Here is a 16,002-nt window from a genome sequence, read left to right as displayed (position 1 = left end):
AGAACTCCTTGACCGAGCCCTGGCGTGACCCCCTCCTGCCCGCGTCCGCGCGGGTCGCCGATCTGCTGAAACGGATGACGCTGGAAGAGAAGGCGGGTCAGCTCGCCGGCTTCTGGGCGCTGCCATCGGATCCCGGGACACCGGTCGCGCCGATGGAGGACGATTCCGGCGAGTCCGCGCCCGGCCTCGACGACATCGTCGCCCACGGGCTCGGCCAGCTCACCCGGGTGTACGGCACCGCGCCGATCACCGCAGAAGCCGGGATGGAGCGGCTCGCCTCGCTCCAGCGGCAGGTGACGGGATCCGGCCGGTTCGGGATCCCGGCGGTCGCTCACGAGGAGTGCCTGACCGGGTTCATGACGTTCGGGGCGACGGTCTTCCCCGGGCCGCTGGCCTGGGGGGCGTCCTTCGATCCCGGCCTCGTGCGCCAGATGGCCGCAGCCATCGGCGCGGGGATGCGGCGGGTCGGCGTCCACCAAGGGCTGGCTCCGGTGCTCGACGTGGTCCGCGACTACCGGTGGGGCAGGACCGAGGAGTGCATCGGCGAGGATCCCTATCTCGTCGGAGCGATCGGCACCGCCTATGTGCAGGGCTTGGAAGGCGCCGGGATCGTGGCGACGCTCAAGCACTTCGCCGGGTACTCGGCCTCGCGCGGCGGCCGGAACATGGCCCCCGTCGCCTCGGGGCCGCGCGAGTTCGCCGACGTACTGGTCGAGCCCTTCGTACGGGCACTGCGCGAGGGAGGCGCCCGGTCGGTGATGAACAGCTACACCGACGTGGACGGCGTCCCGGTGGCCGCCGACGAACGGCTGCTGACCGAACTGCTCAGGGGTGAGCTCGGTTTCAGCGGTGTGGTCGTCGCCGACTACTACGCCATCTCGTTCCTGGAGACCCGGCACGGCGTCACCGGATCGCGCGGCGCGGCCGGCGCGCTGGCGTTGACCGCCGGAATCGACGTCGAGCTGCCCACGGCCCGCTGCTACGGCGAGCCGCTGACCGAACTCGTGCGGTCAGGAGGCGTACCCGAGGAGCTCATCGACCGGGCCGCGGAACGGGTCCTGCTGCAGAAGGCCGAACTCGGCCTGCTCGACCCCGACTGGGAACCCGTCAAAGCCGAGCCGGTCGACCTCGACCCGCCGGAGAACCGGGCACTGGCCAGGCTCCTGGCCGAACGGTCCACCGTGCTGCTCGCCAACGACGGCATCCTGCCGCTGCGGCCGTGCCGCGTCGCGGTCAGCGGGCCGTACGCCGACGACCCCCAGTCCTTCCTCGGCTGCTACTCCTTCCCCAACCACGTCGCGCTGCCCGGCGACCTCGGGCTGGAGATACCGACGCTCGGCGAGGCGCTCACCGCGGCCGGGTTCACGGTCACCGCGGACGACCCGGACGTGAACGTGCTGGTGCTCGGGGACCGGGCCGGCATGTTCGGGCGGGGCACCTCCGGAGAGGGCTGCGACGCCGAGACCCTCGACCTGCCCGGCGACCAGGCCGCACTCGCCTCCGCGGTCCTGGACTCCGGGGTGCCGACCGTCCTGGTCCTCGTCTCGGGACGGCCCTACGCGCTCGGCACACTGGCCGAGCGCGCCTCGGCGGTGGTGCAGGCCTTCTTCCCCGGCGAGGAGGGCGGGACGGCGCTGGCCCGGATCATCAGCGGGGCCGCGGAACCCTCCGGGCGGCTGCCCGTCTCCATCCCCCGCCAGGTCGGCGGCCAGCCCGGCACCTACCTGCACGCCAGGCTCGGCGGGCACACCGACTGGAGCTCGGTGGACCCGACCCCGCTGTTCCCCTTCGGACACGGGCTGAGCTGGACCAGCTTCACCTGCTCGGAGCTCTCGGTGGATCCCGTCGCCGCGACGGACGGGGTCGTCGCCGTTTCGGTCACCGCACGCAACGTCGGCGAGGTGGCCGGTACCGAGGTGGTCCAGCTGTACCTCTCGGACCCCGTGGCGTCCGTCGTCCGGCCGCAGCGGTGGCTCGCCGGATTCGCCCGGGTGGAGCTGCAGCCGGGCGAGGCCGCCCGGATCACCTTCTCCGTCCATGCCGACCGGACCTCCTTCACCGGGCTCGACCTGCGGAGGAGGGTGGAGCCCGGGGAGATCGGCGTGGCCGTCGGACGGTCCAGCGGCGATCTCCCGCTCCAGGGCTCCTTCACGCTGGACGGCCCCGTACGTCACCCGGCGGCCGACCGGGTGCTGTCGGTGCCGGTCGAGATCGTCCCGGTGCCATGACCGCGTTGTTCGGTGATCCCGTGCTGCCCGGGTTCCGGCCCGACCCGTCAGTCTGCCGAGTGGGAGCGGACTACTACCTGGTGACGTCCAGCTTCGAATGGTTCCCGGGCCTTCCCGTGTTCCACAGCCGCGATCTCGTGAACTGGCGGCGCCTCGGCTCCGCGCTCGACCGGGCCTCCCAGCTCGACCTCGACGGGTGCGAGCCCTCACGCGGCCTGTTCGCACCGACGATCCGGCACCATGACGGGGTCTTCCATCTCGTCTGCACGCTGATGGACGGCCCCGGGCATTTCGTCGTCACGGCGACCGACCCGGCGGGGCCGTGGTCGCAGCCGCACTGGCTGGACGGCGAGGGCTTCGACCCGTCGCTGTTCTTCGACGACGGGCCGGACAGCGACGGCCGGGCCTGGTTCACCGCCGCCCGCGTGCTGGACGTGGCCGCCGGCCGCACCGAGATCTGGATGCGCGAATACCTTCCCCTCGAACGACGGCTGACGGGACCCGAGTACGTCCTGTGGTCGGGAAGCCACCCGGGCGCCCGATGGGCGGAGGCCCCGCACCTCTACAAGATCGACGGAACCTATCTACTGCTCACCGCCGAGGGCGGCACCGATGTGGACCACAGCGTCGTGGCCGCCCGCGCCGACCGCGTGACCGGCCCCTACGAGGGCGCCCCCGGCAACCCGGTGCTACCGCCCGCCAAGGGCCCGGTCACCTGCACCGGGCACGCCGACCTCGTCCAAACCCCGTACGGCGACTGGCGGGCCGTCCTCCTGGGCGTCCGCCCGGGCTCCGCCCTCGGCCGCGAGACCTTCCTCAGCTGGATCACTTGGGACGACGGCTGGCCGGTCTTCTCCCCCGTCGTGCACACCGGCCTTCGCCGCCCCCTCCACGACGGCTTCGCCACCCTCTCCGCCGACTGGAGCACCCTGCGCACCCCACCCGCGCCGTTCTGGACCACCGGTGACGGGCTCCGCCTCCAGCTCCGCCCCGAACGCCTCGGCGAACGCACCGTCCCCTCCCTCCTGGCCCGCCCGCAGGAACAGCCCGACTGCGACGTCTCCACCGAACTGCACTTCACCCCTGCCGGGCCGGACGAACAGGCAGGGCTCGCCGTAGTCCTCGACGACGACACCCACCTCCTCTTCCTCCGCACCACGGAAGGACTCAGCCTCCGCCACGGGCCCGAGGTCCTGGCCGGCATTCCCCTCTCCCCGGGCCCCGTTCGCCTGGGAGTCCGCATCCGCGGCTTCAGCCACACCTTCGCCCACGCGGCACCCGACGGCGCCTGGCAGGACCTGGCCACCGTCGAAGCCACCTTCCTCACCCCGCTGTTCACCAGCATCCAGCTCGGCCTCTACGCCACCTCCAACGGCCGCCCCTCCACCAGCCAAGCCCACTTCACGTGGTTCGACATCACGTACCCGAGCCGGCGGGAACCGCCTGGACACCAGCGTCGATGACGCCCGCGGCCGGTGTTGGATCCCGCCGACGGCCCGGCGGACCCGGTCGCGCAGCCGGTCGTGGAACTCGGCGATCCAATCCTTGTCGCGCCGGCGCGGCCCAAAGGCATGGACTCGGTCCGAGCCGGGAACGTCGGCGGGCATCGCCCGCCGCGTGATGCCGCCCGCGACCAGGTAGCCGACCGTGTACGGCAGCCCACTCGGCATCCGTCATGTCCGAGGGGGACGTGCGCGCCGGCTCGAGCCGGTCACCCGCGTTCCCGCGGATATCGGCGGCCCAGAGGGATCTCCCTCCTCAAAGCCGCCTTTCCGCGCTCGGCCCGGGTTCCCCCATCGAAATACTTTCGATGACCCTTGCACAGTGGAAAGCGGCTACGGGGTTACCCAGAGGAGAGGATTCTCGAAATCCTTTCGAAACTCTTGACATGTTTCGGCCGGGTTTCCAGACTGAGGCCCGAGGCGGCGTCGCCCGCCTGTCCGGGTGCTGGGTGCCGGCCTTGGATCGTTACGCCCTGATGGTGAGCGTCCTTTGTCAATGGAAGTGGGCGTCGCTAACGGGGGTTCACTCTGCCGCGCTCAAATCCTTCCGTGATTTCCCTCCTGGAGGCTCATTCATGGGCTCACATGCCATTCCCCCACCCCCCGTCCGCCGGAAGATCGGCGGTCTGTGTATGGCCCTGGTCGTCGGCATCCTCGGTTCGGCCGCCGCGCTGGTGGCGCCGCTGACTTCCCACGCCGCCGAGAGCACGCTCGGCAGCGCGGCGGCGCAGAGCGGCCGTTACTTCGGCACCGCCATCGCCTCGGGCAGGCTCAACGACTCGGCGTACACGACGATCGCGGGCCGCGAGTTCAACTCGGTGACGGCCGAGAACGAGATGAAGATCGACGCCACCGAACCCCAGCGGGGCCAGTTCAACTTCGCGGCCGGTGACCGCGTCTACAACTGGGCGGTGCAGAACGGCAAGCAGGTGCGCGGCCACACCCTGGCCTGGCACTCCCAGCAGCCCGGCTGGATGCAGAGCCTCAGCGGCAGCACGCTGCGCCAGGCGATGACCAATCACATCAACGGCGTGATGGCCCACTACAAGGGCAAGATCGTCCAGTGGGACGTCGTGAACGAGGCCTTCGCCGACGGCACCTCGGGAGCCCGGCGCGACTCCAACCTGCAGCGCACCGGCAACGACTGGATCGAGGTCGCCTTCCGCACCGCGCGCGCCGCCGACCCGGCCGCCAAGCTCTGCTACAACGACTACAACGTCGAGAACTGGACGTGGGCGAAAACCCAGGCCATGTACGCCATGGTCCGGGACTTCAAGCAGCGCGGCGTGCCGATCGACTGCGTCGGCTTCCAGTCGCACTTCAACAGCGACAGCCCCTACAACAGCAACTTCCGCACCACCCTGCAGAGCTTCGCCGCCCTCGGCGTCGATGTGGCCATCACCGAACTCGACATCCAGGGCGCCTCGGGCACGACCTACGCCAACGTGACCAACGACTGCCTGGCCGTCCCGCGCTGCCTCGGCATCACCGTCTGGGGTGTGCGCGACACCGACTCCTGGCGACCGGAGCACTCGCCGCTGCTGTTCAACGGCGACGGCAGCAAAAAGCCCGCCTACACCTCGGTCCTCAACGCACTCAACGCCGCCTCCCCCACCCCCACTCCGACCCCCTCGCCCGGTTCTGGACAGATCAAGGGCGTCGGTTCGGGCCGCTGCCTGGACGTGCCCGGCGCCAGCACCGCCGACGGCACCCAGCTCAACCTGTGGGACTGCAACAACCGCACCAACCAGCAGTGGACCGCCACCGCCGGAGGCGAGCTCAGGGTCTACGGCAACAAGTGCCTGGACGCCGCCGGCACCGGCAACGGCGCCAAAGTCCAGATCTACAGCTGCTGGGGTGGCGACAACCAGAAGTGGCGCCTCAACGCCGACGGATCCATCGTCGGCGTCCAGTCCGGCCTCTGCCTGGACGCCGCCGCCAACGGCACCGCCAACGGCACCCTGATCCAGCTCTACTCCTGCTCGAACGGCAGCAACCAACGCTGGACCCGCACCTGACCTGCCACAGCGAAAGGGTGAACCGATGAAGACCTGCGGTGCGGCTCCCCCCGCCCCTCCACAAAGACATCGCTGGTGGTCCCGGTTAGCCGTCGTGATGGCGGCGACCCTCGCGATCGGCATGCTGGTCGCGGTGAACCCGGCGCCCGCCCAGGCGGCGACGGTGGACACCAGTGCCTGGTACGTCCTGGTCAATCGCAACAGCGGCAAGGCGCTGGACGTCTACGGCGTGTCCACCGCCGACGGCGCGCGGGTCGGCCAGTGGACGCGCAGCGACGGAGCCAACCAGCAGTGGCAGTTCGTGGATTCCGGCGGTGGCTTCTACCGGCTCAGGGCCCGGCATTCGGGCAAGGTCCTCGACGTGGCCGGCGCCTCGACCGCCGACGGTGCCGCGATCGCCCAGTGGGCCGACGCCAACGGGACCAACCAGCAGTTCCGCCTGGCCGACTCCGACGCGGGCCACGTCCGGCTGATCAACCGCAACAGCGGCAAGGCCGTGGAAGTGCAGGGCGCCTCCACCGCCGACGGCGGCAACGTCGTCCAGTACAGCGACTGGGGCGGCGCCAACCAGCAATGGCAGATGATCAAGCTGTCGTCCGGTGGCGGCAGCGCATGCGGCAGCGCCCCGACCCTGGCGAGCGGTACGCACACGATTCAGAGCAGCGGTAAGAGCCGCAGCTTCATCCTCAGGGTTCCCGGCAACTACAACAACAGCCACCCCTACCGGCTGATCTTCGCGTTCCACTGGCGGGGCGGAACCGCCGGCGACGTCGCCTCGGGCGGAACGAGCGGAACCGCCTGGTCGTACTACGGCCAGCAGGAACAGTCCAACAACAGTGCGATCCTCGTCGCCCCGCAGGGCCTCGGCAACGGCTGGGCCAATTCGGGCGGTGAGGACGTCACCTTCGTCGACGACATGATCCGGCGCATCGAGGGCGGCCTCTGCGTCAACACGGCTCAGCGGTTCGCCACGGGATTCAGCTGGGGCGGCGGTATGAGCCACGCACTCGCATGCTCCCGGGCGAACGTGTTCAGGGCAGTCGCGGTCATCTCAGGCGGCCAGATCAGCGGATGCAGCGGCGGCACCCAGCCCATCGCCTACTTCGGAATCCACGGCATCAGCGACTCCGTCCTCAACATCGCGCAGGGACGGTCCCTGCGCGACAGATTCGTCAGCAACAACGGCTGCACTGCCCAGAGCCCGCGTGAGCCGGCGCCGGGAAGCCGGACGCACATCACCACCACCTACTCGGGCTGCCGTGCCGGGTACCCCGTCCAATGGGCCGCGTTCGGCGGAGGCCACATACCCGGTCCGGTCGACGGCTCCCCCAACGAGAGCGGCGTCGCCACCTGGACCAAGGGAGAGATCTGGAGGTTCTTCGCACAGTTCCAGTGACACCCCGCACCATGGAGTGGAGCCAGGATGATCCCGGCTCCACTCCGTCGTCGTCCATCTCAGGCTGACGGACGGAGGAGCTCTTTCAGCATGAGCGGGGGCGAGGGCGGCCATGACGATGGCTGCCACGACGGCTGTGGCGGCGGTGGTGCGGGCTGCCGGCGCAGTGGTCTACGACCTGACTGATCGTCGATGCGTGCGCGGCAGCGGAAACCTGCGTTCAGACGGCGCCGCCATCAGGCCTCCCGCCGCCGCTTTCCCCGCACGCTCCCGCAAGGTGGACGGCCCAGACAGCTCGGAGCGGGCCGCTTCCGATCCGGTGACGGCCCGATGCGGGGCACGCGGATCTTCTCCAGAACGGGTTCGAACTGCGCGAGGCTCCACGTGCTGCCCTGCCGACACCACCATCGATCGGAGTGCCTGCCACTCCCGACGGAGAACCGGCGGCTAAATAAATCCCGCAACCGACCGCATCCGGACCCCGGCTGATCGCCGGCAGGCGGCCACACTGTAGCCATGAGCGAGAACCACTTCACCGTTGACCAGACCAGCATCGGCTGCACCCCGAGTCATACCCGCAAGCCCCAGTACCGCCACAACCTCCGGTATGAGAACCCGGCCGGTAAAGCCTGGACCAGCCCTGAAGGGAACACCCTGCGCAGTCCGTCGGGCCTCACCGTCGTGACGTGTGCCTGCGGCCTCGTCAGCGAGGCACTCCCGAGCGATGATGCGCGGCTCGTCTATGAGCAACACCGCAACGCCATCCGCGACGAAGTGACATAGGCAGCGAAGCCGCCGGGTGCATGCGGTGGGCGATCGCGTCGAAAGCGCCAGACGGCCGGTTGGTCTGGCTGTCGATGTCAGCCCCTGGCTGCGGCCGGACGCCTCGACCGCGCCGGACCGCTCGTTCTGCCACACCTACGGGTGGGAAAGAACGAGCACCGGATGCCGTGCGCACCGGCCCGGGCGCGGACAGCGCCGCCCTCACGATCGCCCAGGTACGCGAAGTGGTCGAGCGCCAGATCGCCGCTGGTGGGCCTCGGACGGACACGCTCGGACCGGGTCATGCGCCGGCCCACGAGTGGCGGCCAGTTCGTCTTCGACAACGTCCGTGACCCGGGGCACCGGGAAGGCGGTGACATCAGGGACCCACCGCTATGGGAAGGCGACAGCACAGGCAGGGGATCGGCTCGACCAGTCCTTGAGCACGGCCTCAGAAGGGAACGGCCAGTCCGGCCTCTCGAAGTCGCAGCAGTGCCCTCTCCATACACTCGGCGATCGAGTCCCCATCGACTTTCATCCCCACGGGAAGCGGTCCGCCGTGGGCAGCGAAGGTCCATGCCGGCAGGCCGTCACGCATTCGCTCCGCATCGACCCGGATCATCGCGCCCACACCCTGCTCGCCCAGCCATTCCAGGATGACGAGCGTAACGTCCTCGACGCCGCTGTCCGGGTCCACCTTGGGCCATCGCCCCCGTGCCTTGGTCATGGCCACAACCCTACTCAGCGTCAGCCCGAGGTCGGTCATGCCCTCTCAAAACCTCGCTCGGTCCCCACAGCGACCTCGGGCCACGAACTGCCTTTGGGAGTGGCCCCCCTGGGTCTCGCAACGAGCTCGCCGTGCGCTGGACCGCGAGGCTCCGGCCTGCGGACCGAGACGATATGACGGACGGCGATCCCCGCGTCCGCGCCGGCTCCCCCGCCAGTCCTGCAGGGTGTTCCTCAACTCGCGGCGCCGCCGACGGCCTCAGTGTTCGGCGGCCGAACCTCGTCGAGCGCGGGTATCGAGGATCCCGGCGATGAACTCCGCCAATTGCCGGCGCAGTTCCTCGCGGGGCACGCCCTTGTCGCCGGCGAGGTAGGCGACGAGGTCGGCGCGGGTGGCGGCGAGCAGGGCGTGGGCCGTGAAGCCGGTGTCAGCCGCCCCCGGGATCTGCTCCAACAGGTCCCGAAGCAGGGCGTGCCACCGCTCGTAGTGCGCGGTCCGGTAGGGACTGTCCGCGCCGGTCCCCTCCAGGGCCGTGGCGAGGTGGCGGTTGTCGAGCTTGAAGCACAGTACGGCGTCGAGTAGGGCCGGCACGCGCTGGAGCGGCGGGGTGGCAGGCCCCAGCGGTGGCGGACCCCCTTCGACAGCGTTGCTGATCGGTTCGAGCCGCGCCTCGTACAGCGCGCTGATCAGCCCGGTGCGGTCGCCGAAGGCGCGGAACAGCGTTCCCTTACCGACGCCCGCTGCTGCCGCGATGTCGGCCATGGTCACGTCCTCGGGGCTCTGGCAGTGAGTGAAGAGGGCGTCGGCGGCAGCGAAGACGGCTGCCCGGTTACGGGCCGCGTCCTTGCGTGGGCTGCGTTCGGGCATCGAGATCCTCCGGTTGCGATACGGACCGGCGGTCCGTATCTTTCACGGAAGAAGCGGACCGCTGGTCCGTATCGTACGGGACGGAGACTCTCATGCCCGCAACCCCCTCACCCGCGGACCTGTTCCGCCACAGCCTGCGCCTGCTCCTGGACAAGAACATGTCCGGATGGGTCAGCCTGTGGGCCGACCACGGCGTGATGGAGTTCCCCTTCGCGCCCCCGGGCCGGCCCGAACGGCTGGAGGGCCGGGAGGCCATCGCCGCCTACATGCGCGACTACCCCGACCACATCGACCTTCACGACTTCCCCGACGTGCGGATCCACGAGAGCACCGACCCGGGGACCATCGTGGTCGAGATGCGCGGCGTGGGCCGTTTGGTCGAGACAGGCGGCCCCTTCGACATGGCCTACATCGCTGTCGTGACCGTCCAGGACGGACGCTTCACCTCCTACCGCGACTACTGGAACCCCCTCGCCGTCCAGATACCCGGGATGGACTACAGGGGAAGCAACGCCCGATGACCCTCACTGGAACCACTCTTGTCATCGGCGCCACCGGCACCACCGGAAGCCGCACCACCGCGCAGCTGATCGCCGCCGGCCACCGTGTGAAGGCCGCCAGCCGTCGAGCCACCCCGCTCCCGGGCGCGGAACCGGTCCGCTTCGACTGGTACGACCCCGCCACCTTCGGCGATGCCCTCGACGGAGTCGGCCGCGTCTACCTCGTCCCGCCCGTCGGCGACCCGGACCCGGCCGCGGTCATGCTGCCGTTCATGCAACAGGCCCGCGCCGCCGACGTACGCCGCGCTGTTCTCCTCAGCTCCTCGGCGATCCCGGAGGGCGGCCCGGCGGTGGGGGCGGTGCACCAGGCCCTGCCCGGCCTGTTCGACCAGTGGGCGGTCCTGCGGCCTTCCTGGTTCATGCAGAACTTCACCGGCACGCACGCCCACGCCGACAGCATCCGCAATGACGGGATCATCCGGACCGCGGCCGGCACCGGCCGGGTCGGATTCGTCGACGCCCACGACATCGCCGCCGCTGCCGTACACGCCCTGACGGACGACCGGGCGCCCAATGCCGACCTGATCCTGACCGGACCGGAGGCACTCAGCCACGACGACATCGCCGCGATCGTCACCCGGGTCACCGGCCGCCCCGTCCTACACCACCACCTGACCTACGACGACATGCGCGACCGTCTGGCCGCATCGATACCGCCGGAGTTCGCAGCCATGCTGGCTGCCATGGACCGCGCAATCGCCGACGGAGCCGAGGACCGCACCACCGACACCGTCCAACGCCTCACCGGCCGCCCGCCGCACGGATTCCTGACAGTTGCGGAACGAGAGCTTCAGGCGGTGGCGGAGACCAGCCCCGCCCCGTAGGCGATGGCGACGAAGTACGGGCTGGTCAGCGTCGGCAGGGGGACGCGAGATGCGGGCAGGCGCCCGCCGCCACTCTCGGGGGTGAAGCCGAACCCTTCTCATCGCTGAACCACTTCACGGTGCCGCTCTAACGCTCAGCCATGTCCACCCCTCCGGTTCCTCTGCATCTCGGCATCCCGGATGGGCATAGAGGGACACGTCAAGCTCGGTCGGCCTTACCGACGGACACTGCCGGATCAGGCACGTCTCCGTCTGCCCGCGATAGGGCGGCCGAGCCGGGCTCGAACCCCCTGACGATCAGCCACCCGGCCAGCGCCAGCTCCCACGCGAACACCGGGAGCGCGGCGGCCGCCCCCGCCACCGAGAGCTGCGTGTAGGCCCCGAACATCACGGCGACGGCCGAGGCGCAGATCAGCGGCCCGCCGACCAGCCCGAGCACGGCGATGAAGCGCGGTACGAGCCGTGCGCGGTACGCCAGGTACGCAAGCAGGACGGTGTTCAAGCCGAGGGCGATGTTGGGCCCGAGGAGGAATGTCCAGTCGTGCACGGCCGCCAGCGCGACGTCGGCGCCGCCCGCCGCCCCCGCGTCCCGCCGCAGGGTGACGAGCGCCAGGACGGCGACGATCCCGAGGGCGATGACGGCCGCCTCCAGCAGCCGCCCGAAGGCGTACCCGAGCGCGAGCCCCTCGCCGTGGCGCCGCAGGACGGGGAACAGCGCCGCCCCGGTACCGGTCACCGCCACCACCAGCACCACCTCGCAGAGCACTCCGAGCAGCGCCGATGTGTCGGCGCCCTGTGCGAGCCGGCCGTCCGCCGCGCCCAGCAGGGGGCGGTAGAGAACCGCCCCGGCTATCGCGGCGACCTCGGTCAGCAGGAACAGCGACCCGGCGGCCACCGCGGTTCTCCGGTCCGGACTCATCTACTCGGTACCCCTCGCTCGGCAGTGGTGTACGCCGTACACCTGGCAGCGATCGTAGGTGTACGGCGTACACTCGTCAAGGAGAGGGCTGTCGAGGAGAAGAAACGGGGCAGAACCGGAATGACCCGGCAGGAAGCCACGCACACGCCACGGATCCCCCTGAACAGGGACCGCGTCCTGCGCGCCGCCGTCGCGCTCGCCGACACCACCGGCATCGACGCGCTCAGCATGCGCAAGCTCGCGCAGGAGCTGGACGTCGTACCGATGGCCCTCTACAAGCACGTGGCCAACAAGGAGGAGCTGCTCGACGGCATGGCCGACGCCGTCGTCAGCGAGATCGACCCCCCCGCCGCGGGCCCCGACTGGCAGCGCGTGATCCGCGAGCGGATCCTCTCGGCCCGGCGGGTCCTGCTGCGCCACCCCTGGGCGGCCCGGGTCATCGAGTCGCGGACCGGCCCCACCCCGGCCGTGCTGGCGTACCTGGACTCGATGGCCGGGACCTTCCGGGACGGCGGCCTCTCCGCCGACCTCACGCACCACGTCATGCACGCGATGGGCAGCCGCCTGCTCGGCTTCAGCCAGGAACTGTTCGACACCTCGGGCCCCTCCGGCCCACCGGACCCCGGGCTGGCGGCGCTCTACCCGCACATCGCGGAACTGGCCGCGACGGCCGCACACGACGGAGGCTCCACGGTGGGTGGCGGCTGCGACGACCAGTTCGAGTTCGAATTCGCCCTGGACCTCCTCCTGGACGGCTTCGAAAGCCTTCGCCGCCAGGGCTGGACGTCCGCGCGGAAGGCGTAGCGGGTGCGGGGGCAGCGGCGGGGGCTGCTCTAGCCGTTCCCACGCGCCTCCGGCAGCACTCAGCTGGTTCGATCCCGGCCTGAGACGGGCAGGTGGGCGCAGCCGGGTAAGGGTGGCGTACGAGGACGCCGAAGCTTGAGCAGCGACTACTGGCGGGTCTGCGGCATCCGTACGACTGCCTTGCCGCCCTGCAGGTCCACCGTTGTCCGGTTCGGCGGTGCTCCGTCCTCCTCGTCGTCTCGCATGACAAGGGCGGACTGCCGCTCCTTGAGTTCGTTCTGCTTCCCCGGTGAAAAGCTCGCGTGAAGCTGCTCGAACCCGGTCGCCGATATCTGGCCTTGCCGGACGCTGTTCCGCCACGGCAGCAGTCCGGCCCTGCCGACACGCAGGAGCAACTGATCGACGAAGGCGATGACGGTCAGCAGGACGACCAGACCGGGCAAGGTCACGAAGACGATGAGTTCCATTCCTCCAGTCTGCGGTCCAGACCCGGCTCATGAGGAGGCTGGACGCGCCACCTGATGCCCAGTCCTCGATGGCCATAACCCCGCGCCTTTGGTGGCGCGGCCTGTCGGTGCCCGGGTACCACGGCTTCGGGATGTCCAGGCTCTTGTCCTGCCTGTTGCGCCCCTGTGTCGTCCCGCCTGGTGGCGCCGTAGCTTCGGGAACCGTCGGCGCGATCTCCGCCGCCGTCTCGATAGCGGCCTTCTGCTCCTGGCAGCCGGTGCATGGTGTGCCGTCGTCGCTCCAGGTGCGGCGGCGCCCGCTCTAGGCGAGGCGGGCCAGCAAGTGGGCGTCGAGGAAGCCCCGCTCGGAGGCCGGATCGTGGAGCAGCCGGGCGAATACGTCCAGACCAGCCCGGGCCAGCAGCTCCGCGAACCGGTCCACCGGCCAGCTATAGGCGGGCGCCACCTTGTGGTCGAAACGGACCGGCTCCGGCCCGTCGGTCCCGAAGAACGAGACCAGGAGCAGACCGCCCGGTGCCAGCACACGCACCTGCTCGGCAAGCAGCGCGGGCAATTCCCCAGGCGGGGTGTGGATCATCGAATAGTGGGCCAGCACGCCACCGAGTGCGCCGTCCTCGACCGGCATGGCCTCCATCCGCGCCTCGTCGAAGCGCAACGACGGATGCGCCCGCCGGGCATGGTCAACCATGGCCGGGGAGAGGTCGAGCCCGAAGGCGTCCAGCCCCAGGTCGTGCAGCATGGCCGTCAGATGTCCGGGCCCGCACCCGACGTCGACTGCCCGCAGGTTCCCCGTCCCACGCACCAGCTCGGCGAAGGTGCCGATCATGTTCCGCGCGAACGGCTGCGCCTCCAACCGATTGGCGAACATCGACGCATACAGCTCGACGACCTCGTCGTAGGCCGCCCTGGTCTCGTCCTGGTGCTCCATCACGGGAAAGGAAGCTAGCATCCCGTTCGCACCCTCTCCGGCCCGTGCCGCCGCCACCCCACCCCAAGGGACTGACTGTCCGATCGCGTGATTTCGGGACGGGCCGTAACGAGCTCGTGCATGGTTGGCGGTGCGACGCGGCATCTTGATCCCTGATCGTGCTCGTGTGGTGGGGCACCACCAACTGGTCTTTGTCGACCGGCGCCTGGCCACGCTTGTCCGCTTCCGCCACGGTGCCACTCACGACGTGCGGGCTTGTGGGTTTGGTGTCGCCCGATCCACGATCAAGGGCGCCATCGGCGAGGTCGGCCCCCTCTCGGAGCCAGCGGGCGGACCGGGATCATCGACTGCACCGAACTCCGGTCCGCAGGTCCGCCGGCGAGTGCGGCCGCAGTTGCTTCTCGGTGGCGTGGGGCGGGGGCTGCCGCGGGGCGGAAGGGGCCAAGGGATGAGCGCTCGGCACAACGATCCGGATGCCCGCGGTCACCTGCCCGGCCAGCGAGAACGGGTCTCCCGCTCGATTCGGGAGCCGGTCGTTTCGACGGCACGGAGTGCGGCCTCGGCCATCAGGGCCGCGACGGGGGCCGCACTCCGACGCCCCGTACGGCCTGCCTCGGCGTGCCCGTTCTGCGCTGGCCCGAGAGGCTGGGGGCATGCCTGCCCGCCTGGTCATCTATCCGCCTGACGAGAACGGCTGGAGGCGTGTCCGCTGGGATGGAACAGCCATCGGGGTCGCCCACAAGCCGTCCGACATCGCCGTCTTCCTGTCCGCGGTCGGCATGCGCAACGCCGAGGACCTGGACCTAGCCGACCCCGAACTCGTGGAATGGAGAGGCGGCGGTCCGGAGACCTGGGCCCAATCACCGCCGTGACGGCCTGAGGCGCATGGAGATACCGATCGTCTCTAGCGCGCCGGGTGAAGGAGGGGGCCCGAACCTGGAATCCGAGGCCCGGGCCCCTCTAGCGTGCGGCCTGGTACAGCGCTCGGCACCAGGGTCGTCATCATCCTGCCGACCGCGGCGTCAGCACCGCTCCGAGCTCATGACGGAACGGTCACGCGCCGCCACGTCCGCCGAGCAGCCTCGTTGGACGTCAACATGGAGCAGAAAACCGTTTCACCCCCGGACTGGACAGGATTCCCCCCGCTGGCGTGGACGCCCCGGCACATCTCCGATGCGCCGATCTACGACGCCCTCGAGCGGCAGTGGCTCGCCGAGGGCCGTGAAGTGCCCCGCCGACCAGGCATGTCGACCGGTGGCCTGCACCGGAGGAACACCGATGACCTGTTCCACCGGGCCTGACACGCAATCTCAGCAGCCCGGCGGGGCCCTGCCCAAGGGGCCTTCGAGGCCGTGCATGCTCTGATCGCACCGGCCGGAGCCACAGCTCCGTGGCTAGTGGGGCGGCCGGATGAGCTTCAGGGTCGTCGCGTGTTGTTCCGCCCTGGGTCTTGTGGCAACGTCACTTTCCGGCCGGTCGGATGTCAGGGCCGCCGGTAAGGGTGGCAGAGCAGGTCCTTGAGATTGCCGTCGTCGAGGCAGACGCGCACGAGTCCCGCTCCGCCGGGGACATCTGCCGGAACGGCGAAGCTGAAGTTTTTGGACGTGCCGCACGCCGTGTCGGAAGAGTCGGAGCCGGCCGAGCCCAGCTTCACGGTGTCAGCGGCGTTGTAGGTGTACGCCCAGGTGCGCCGGCAGTACGCCGGACCGGCCGAGCTCACCGACTTGTGGGTCCCCGTCACCACGACCGACCGGTTGTACCAGGTGATCGTGCCCTTCGTCCACGTGTTCCCGACCGTGACGTCGAAATCGGTGGTGGGGTAGGCGGCGGTCTGCGCGCCGGCGGCGGGAGCGCCCAGCAAGGCGCCCGCGGTCAGCACGACGGAACCGAGGGCGGCGGCGAGATGAGTCTTCATGCGATCTCCAGGATGGGATGGGCCGGTTGCGGCTTCACATCCTGGCCGGGTCGGCCACCTGCGGCCCATCTCTTAAGTCAGGGCT

General features: G+C 70.1%; 17 protein-coding genes and 1 pseudogene. 12 read left to right on the top strand and 6 right to left on the bottom strand.

The window, feature by feature from the left end; translation table 11 throughout:
* Positions 1-8 precede the first annotated feature (8 nt).
* From ACIPUC_RS13910 to ACIPUC_RS13885, 6 genes and pseudogenes are all read left to right on the top strand, one after another.
* Positions 9-2,228 carry a glycoside hydrolase family 3 N-terminal domain-containing protein gene (locus tag ACIPUC_RS13910; RefSeq protein ID WP_446589447.1) on the top strand — a complete coding sequence of 740 codons (2,220 nt, stop codon included), beginning with the start codon at positions 9-11 and terminating at the stop codon, positions 2,226-2,228.
* Positions 2,225-3,691, top strand: a complete 1,467-nt coding sequence (locus ACIPUC_RS13905) for a family 43 glycosylhydrolase (RefSeq protein WP_446589446.1) — start codon at positions 2,225-2,227, stop codon at positions 3,689-3,691. Before ACIPUC_RS13910 ends, ACIPUC_RS13905 begins: the two co-directional genes overlap by 4 nt.
* Before the next feature lie 614 nt (positions 3,692-4,305).
* Positions 4,306-5,748, top strand: coding sequence for an endo-1,4-beta-xylanase (locus tag ACIPUC_RS13900; protein ID WP_446589445.1), 1,443 nt, complete (start codon positions 4,306-4,308; stop codon positions 5,746-5,748).
* A gap of 94 nt (positions 5,749-5,842) precedes the next feature.
* A complete protein-coding gene (locus ACIPUC_RS13895) occupies positions 5,843-7,144 on the top strand; it encodes an RICIN domain-containing protein (protein ID WP_446589443.1) in 1,302 nt (433 codons plus the stop codon).
* A 516-nt stretch (positions 7,145-7,660) separates the two neighbouring features.
* Entirely contained in the window at positions 7,661-7,927 is a 267-nt protein-coding gene (locus ACIPUC_RS13890) for a hypothetical protein (protein WP_446589442.1), read from the top strand.
* Positions 7,928-7,968: 41 nt separating this feature from the next.
* Positions 7,969-8,224, top strand: a pseudogene (locus tag ACIPUC_RS13885) (NF041680 family putative transposase); the annotation flags it as partial.
* A 133-nt stretch (positions 8,225-8,357) separates the two neighbouring features.
* Here ACIPUC_RS13885 and ACIPUC_RS13880 read toward each other — a convergent pair.
* Both ACIPUC_RS13880 and ACIPUC_RS13875 read right to left on the bottom strand, forming a co-directional pair.
* On the bottom strand, positions 8,358-8,633 hold the full coding sequence (locus ACIPUC_RS13880) for a hypothetical protein (RefSeq protein ID WP_446589440.1): 276 nt from the start codon (positions 8,631-8,633) through the stop codon (positions 8,358-8,360).
* 258 nt (positions 8,634-8,891) lie between these two features.
* On the bottom strand, positions 8,892-9,500 hold the full coding sequence (locus ACIPUC_RS13875) for a TetR/AcrR family transcriptional regulator (RefSeq protein WP_446589439.1): 609 nt from the start codon (positions 9,498-9,500) through the stop codon (positions 8,892-8,894).
* Between the two features lie 92 nt (positions 9,501-9,592).
* Here ACIPUC_RS13875 and ACIPUC_RS13870 point away from each other — a divergent pair, with 92 nt between their 5' ends.
* Both ACIPUC_RS13870 and ACIPUC_RS13865 read left to right on the top strand, forming a co-directional pair.
* Positions 9,593-10,021, top strand: a complete 429-nt coding sequence (locus ACIPUC_RS13870; protein ID WP_446589437.1) for a nuclear transport factor 2 family protein — start codon at positions 9,593-9,595, stop codon at positions 10,019-10,021.
* Positions 10,018-10,884 carry an NmrA family NAD(P)-binding protein gene (locus tag ACIPUC_RS13865; protein ID WP_446589435.1) on the top strand — a complete coding sequence of 289 codons (867 nt, stop codon included), beginning with the start codon at positions 10,018-10,020 and terminating at the stop codon, positions 10,882-10,884. Before ACIPUC_RS13870 ends, ACIPUC_RS13865 begins: the two co-directional genes overlap by 4 nt.
* 199 nt (positions 10,885-11,083) lie before the next feature.
* Here ACIPUC_RS13865 and ACIPUC_RS13860 read toward each other — a convergent pair whose 3' ends face one another.
* Positions 11,084-11,803 carry a DUF4386 domain-containing protein gene (locus tag ACIPUC_RS13860; protein WP_446589433.1) on the bottom strand — a complete coding sequence of 240 codons (720 nt, stop codon included), beginning with the start codon at positions 11,801-11,803 and terminating at the stop codon, positions 11,084-11,086.
* A gap of 120 nt (positions 11,804-11,923) precedes the next feature.
* Between ACIPUC_RS13860 and ACIPUC_RS13855 the strand changes: the two genes are divergently transcribed.
* Positions 11,924-12,607, top strand: coding sequence for a TetR/AcrR family transcriptional regulator C-terminal domain-containing protein (locus tag ACIPUC_RS13855; RefSeq protein WP_446589432.1), 684 nt, complete (start codon positions 11,924-11,926; stop codon positions 12,605-12,607).
* 146 nt (positions 12,608-12,753) lie between these two features.
* Here the strand turns inward: ACIPUC_RS13855 and ACIPUC_RS13850 are convergent, their stop codons facing one another.
* Positions 12,754-13,074 (bottom strand): DUF6191 domain-containing protein, encoded by a 321-nt coding sequence (locus ACIPUC_RS13850; protein WP_446589431.1) that lies wholly within the window; start codon positions 13,072-13,074, stop codon positions 12,754-12,756.
* 301 nt (positions 13,075-13,375) lie between these two features.
* Positions 13,376-14,005, bottom strand: a complete 630-nt coding sequence (locus tag ACIPUC_RS13845) for a class I SAM-dependent methyltransferase (protein WP_446589429.1) — start codon at positions 14,003-14,005, stop codon at positions 13,376-13,378.
* A gap of 127 nt (positions 14,006-14,132) precedes the next feature.
* On the opposite strand from ACIPUC_RS13845, the gene ACIPUC_RS13840 reads away from it, so the two are divergent.
* The 3 genes from ACIPUC_RS13840 (at position 14,133) to ACIPUC_RS13830 (ending at position 15,303) form a co-directional block, all read left to right on the top strand.
* Positions 14,133-14,687 (top strand): transposase family protein, encoded by a 555-nt coding sequence (locus ACIPUC_RS13840; protein WP_446589428.1) that lies wholly within the window; start codon positions 14,133-14,135, stop codon positions 14,685-14,687.
* Positions 14,656-14,874, top strand: coding sequence for a hypothetical protein (locus ACIPUC_RS13835; RefSeq protein WP_446589426.1), 219 nt, complete (start codon positions 14,656-14,658; stop codon positions 14,872-14,874). Before ACIPUC_RS13840 ends, ACIPUC_RS13835 begins: the two co-directional genes overlap by 32 nt.
* 213 nt (positions 14,875-15,087) lie before the next feature.
* Positions 15,088-15,303 carry a hypothetical protein gene (locus tag ACIPUC_RS13830; protein WP_446589424.1) on the top strand — a complete coding sequence of 72 codons (216 nt, stop codon included), beginning with the start codon at positions 15,088-15,090 and terminating at the stop codon, positions 15,301-15,303.
* Positions 15,304-15,485: 182 nt separating this feature from the next.
* Here the strand turns inward: ACIPUC_RS13830 and ACIPUC_RS13825 are convergent, their stop codons facing one another.
* Entirely contained in the window at positions 15,486-15,917 is a 432-nt protein-coding gene (locus ACIPUC_RS13825) for a hypothetical protein (RefSeq protein ID WP_446589423.1), read from the bottom strand.
* Positions 15,918-16,002 lie beyond the last annotated feature (85 nt).

The organism is Streptomyces sp. LARHCF249 (assembly GCF_052871255.1).
This window is presented reverse-complemented; position numbering and strand designations above follow the sequence as displayed.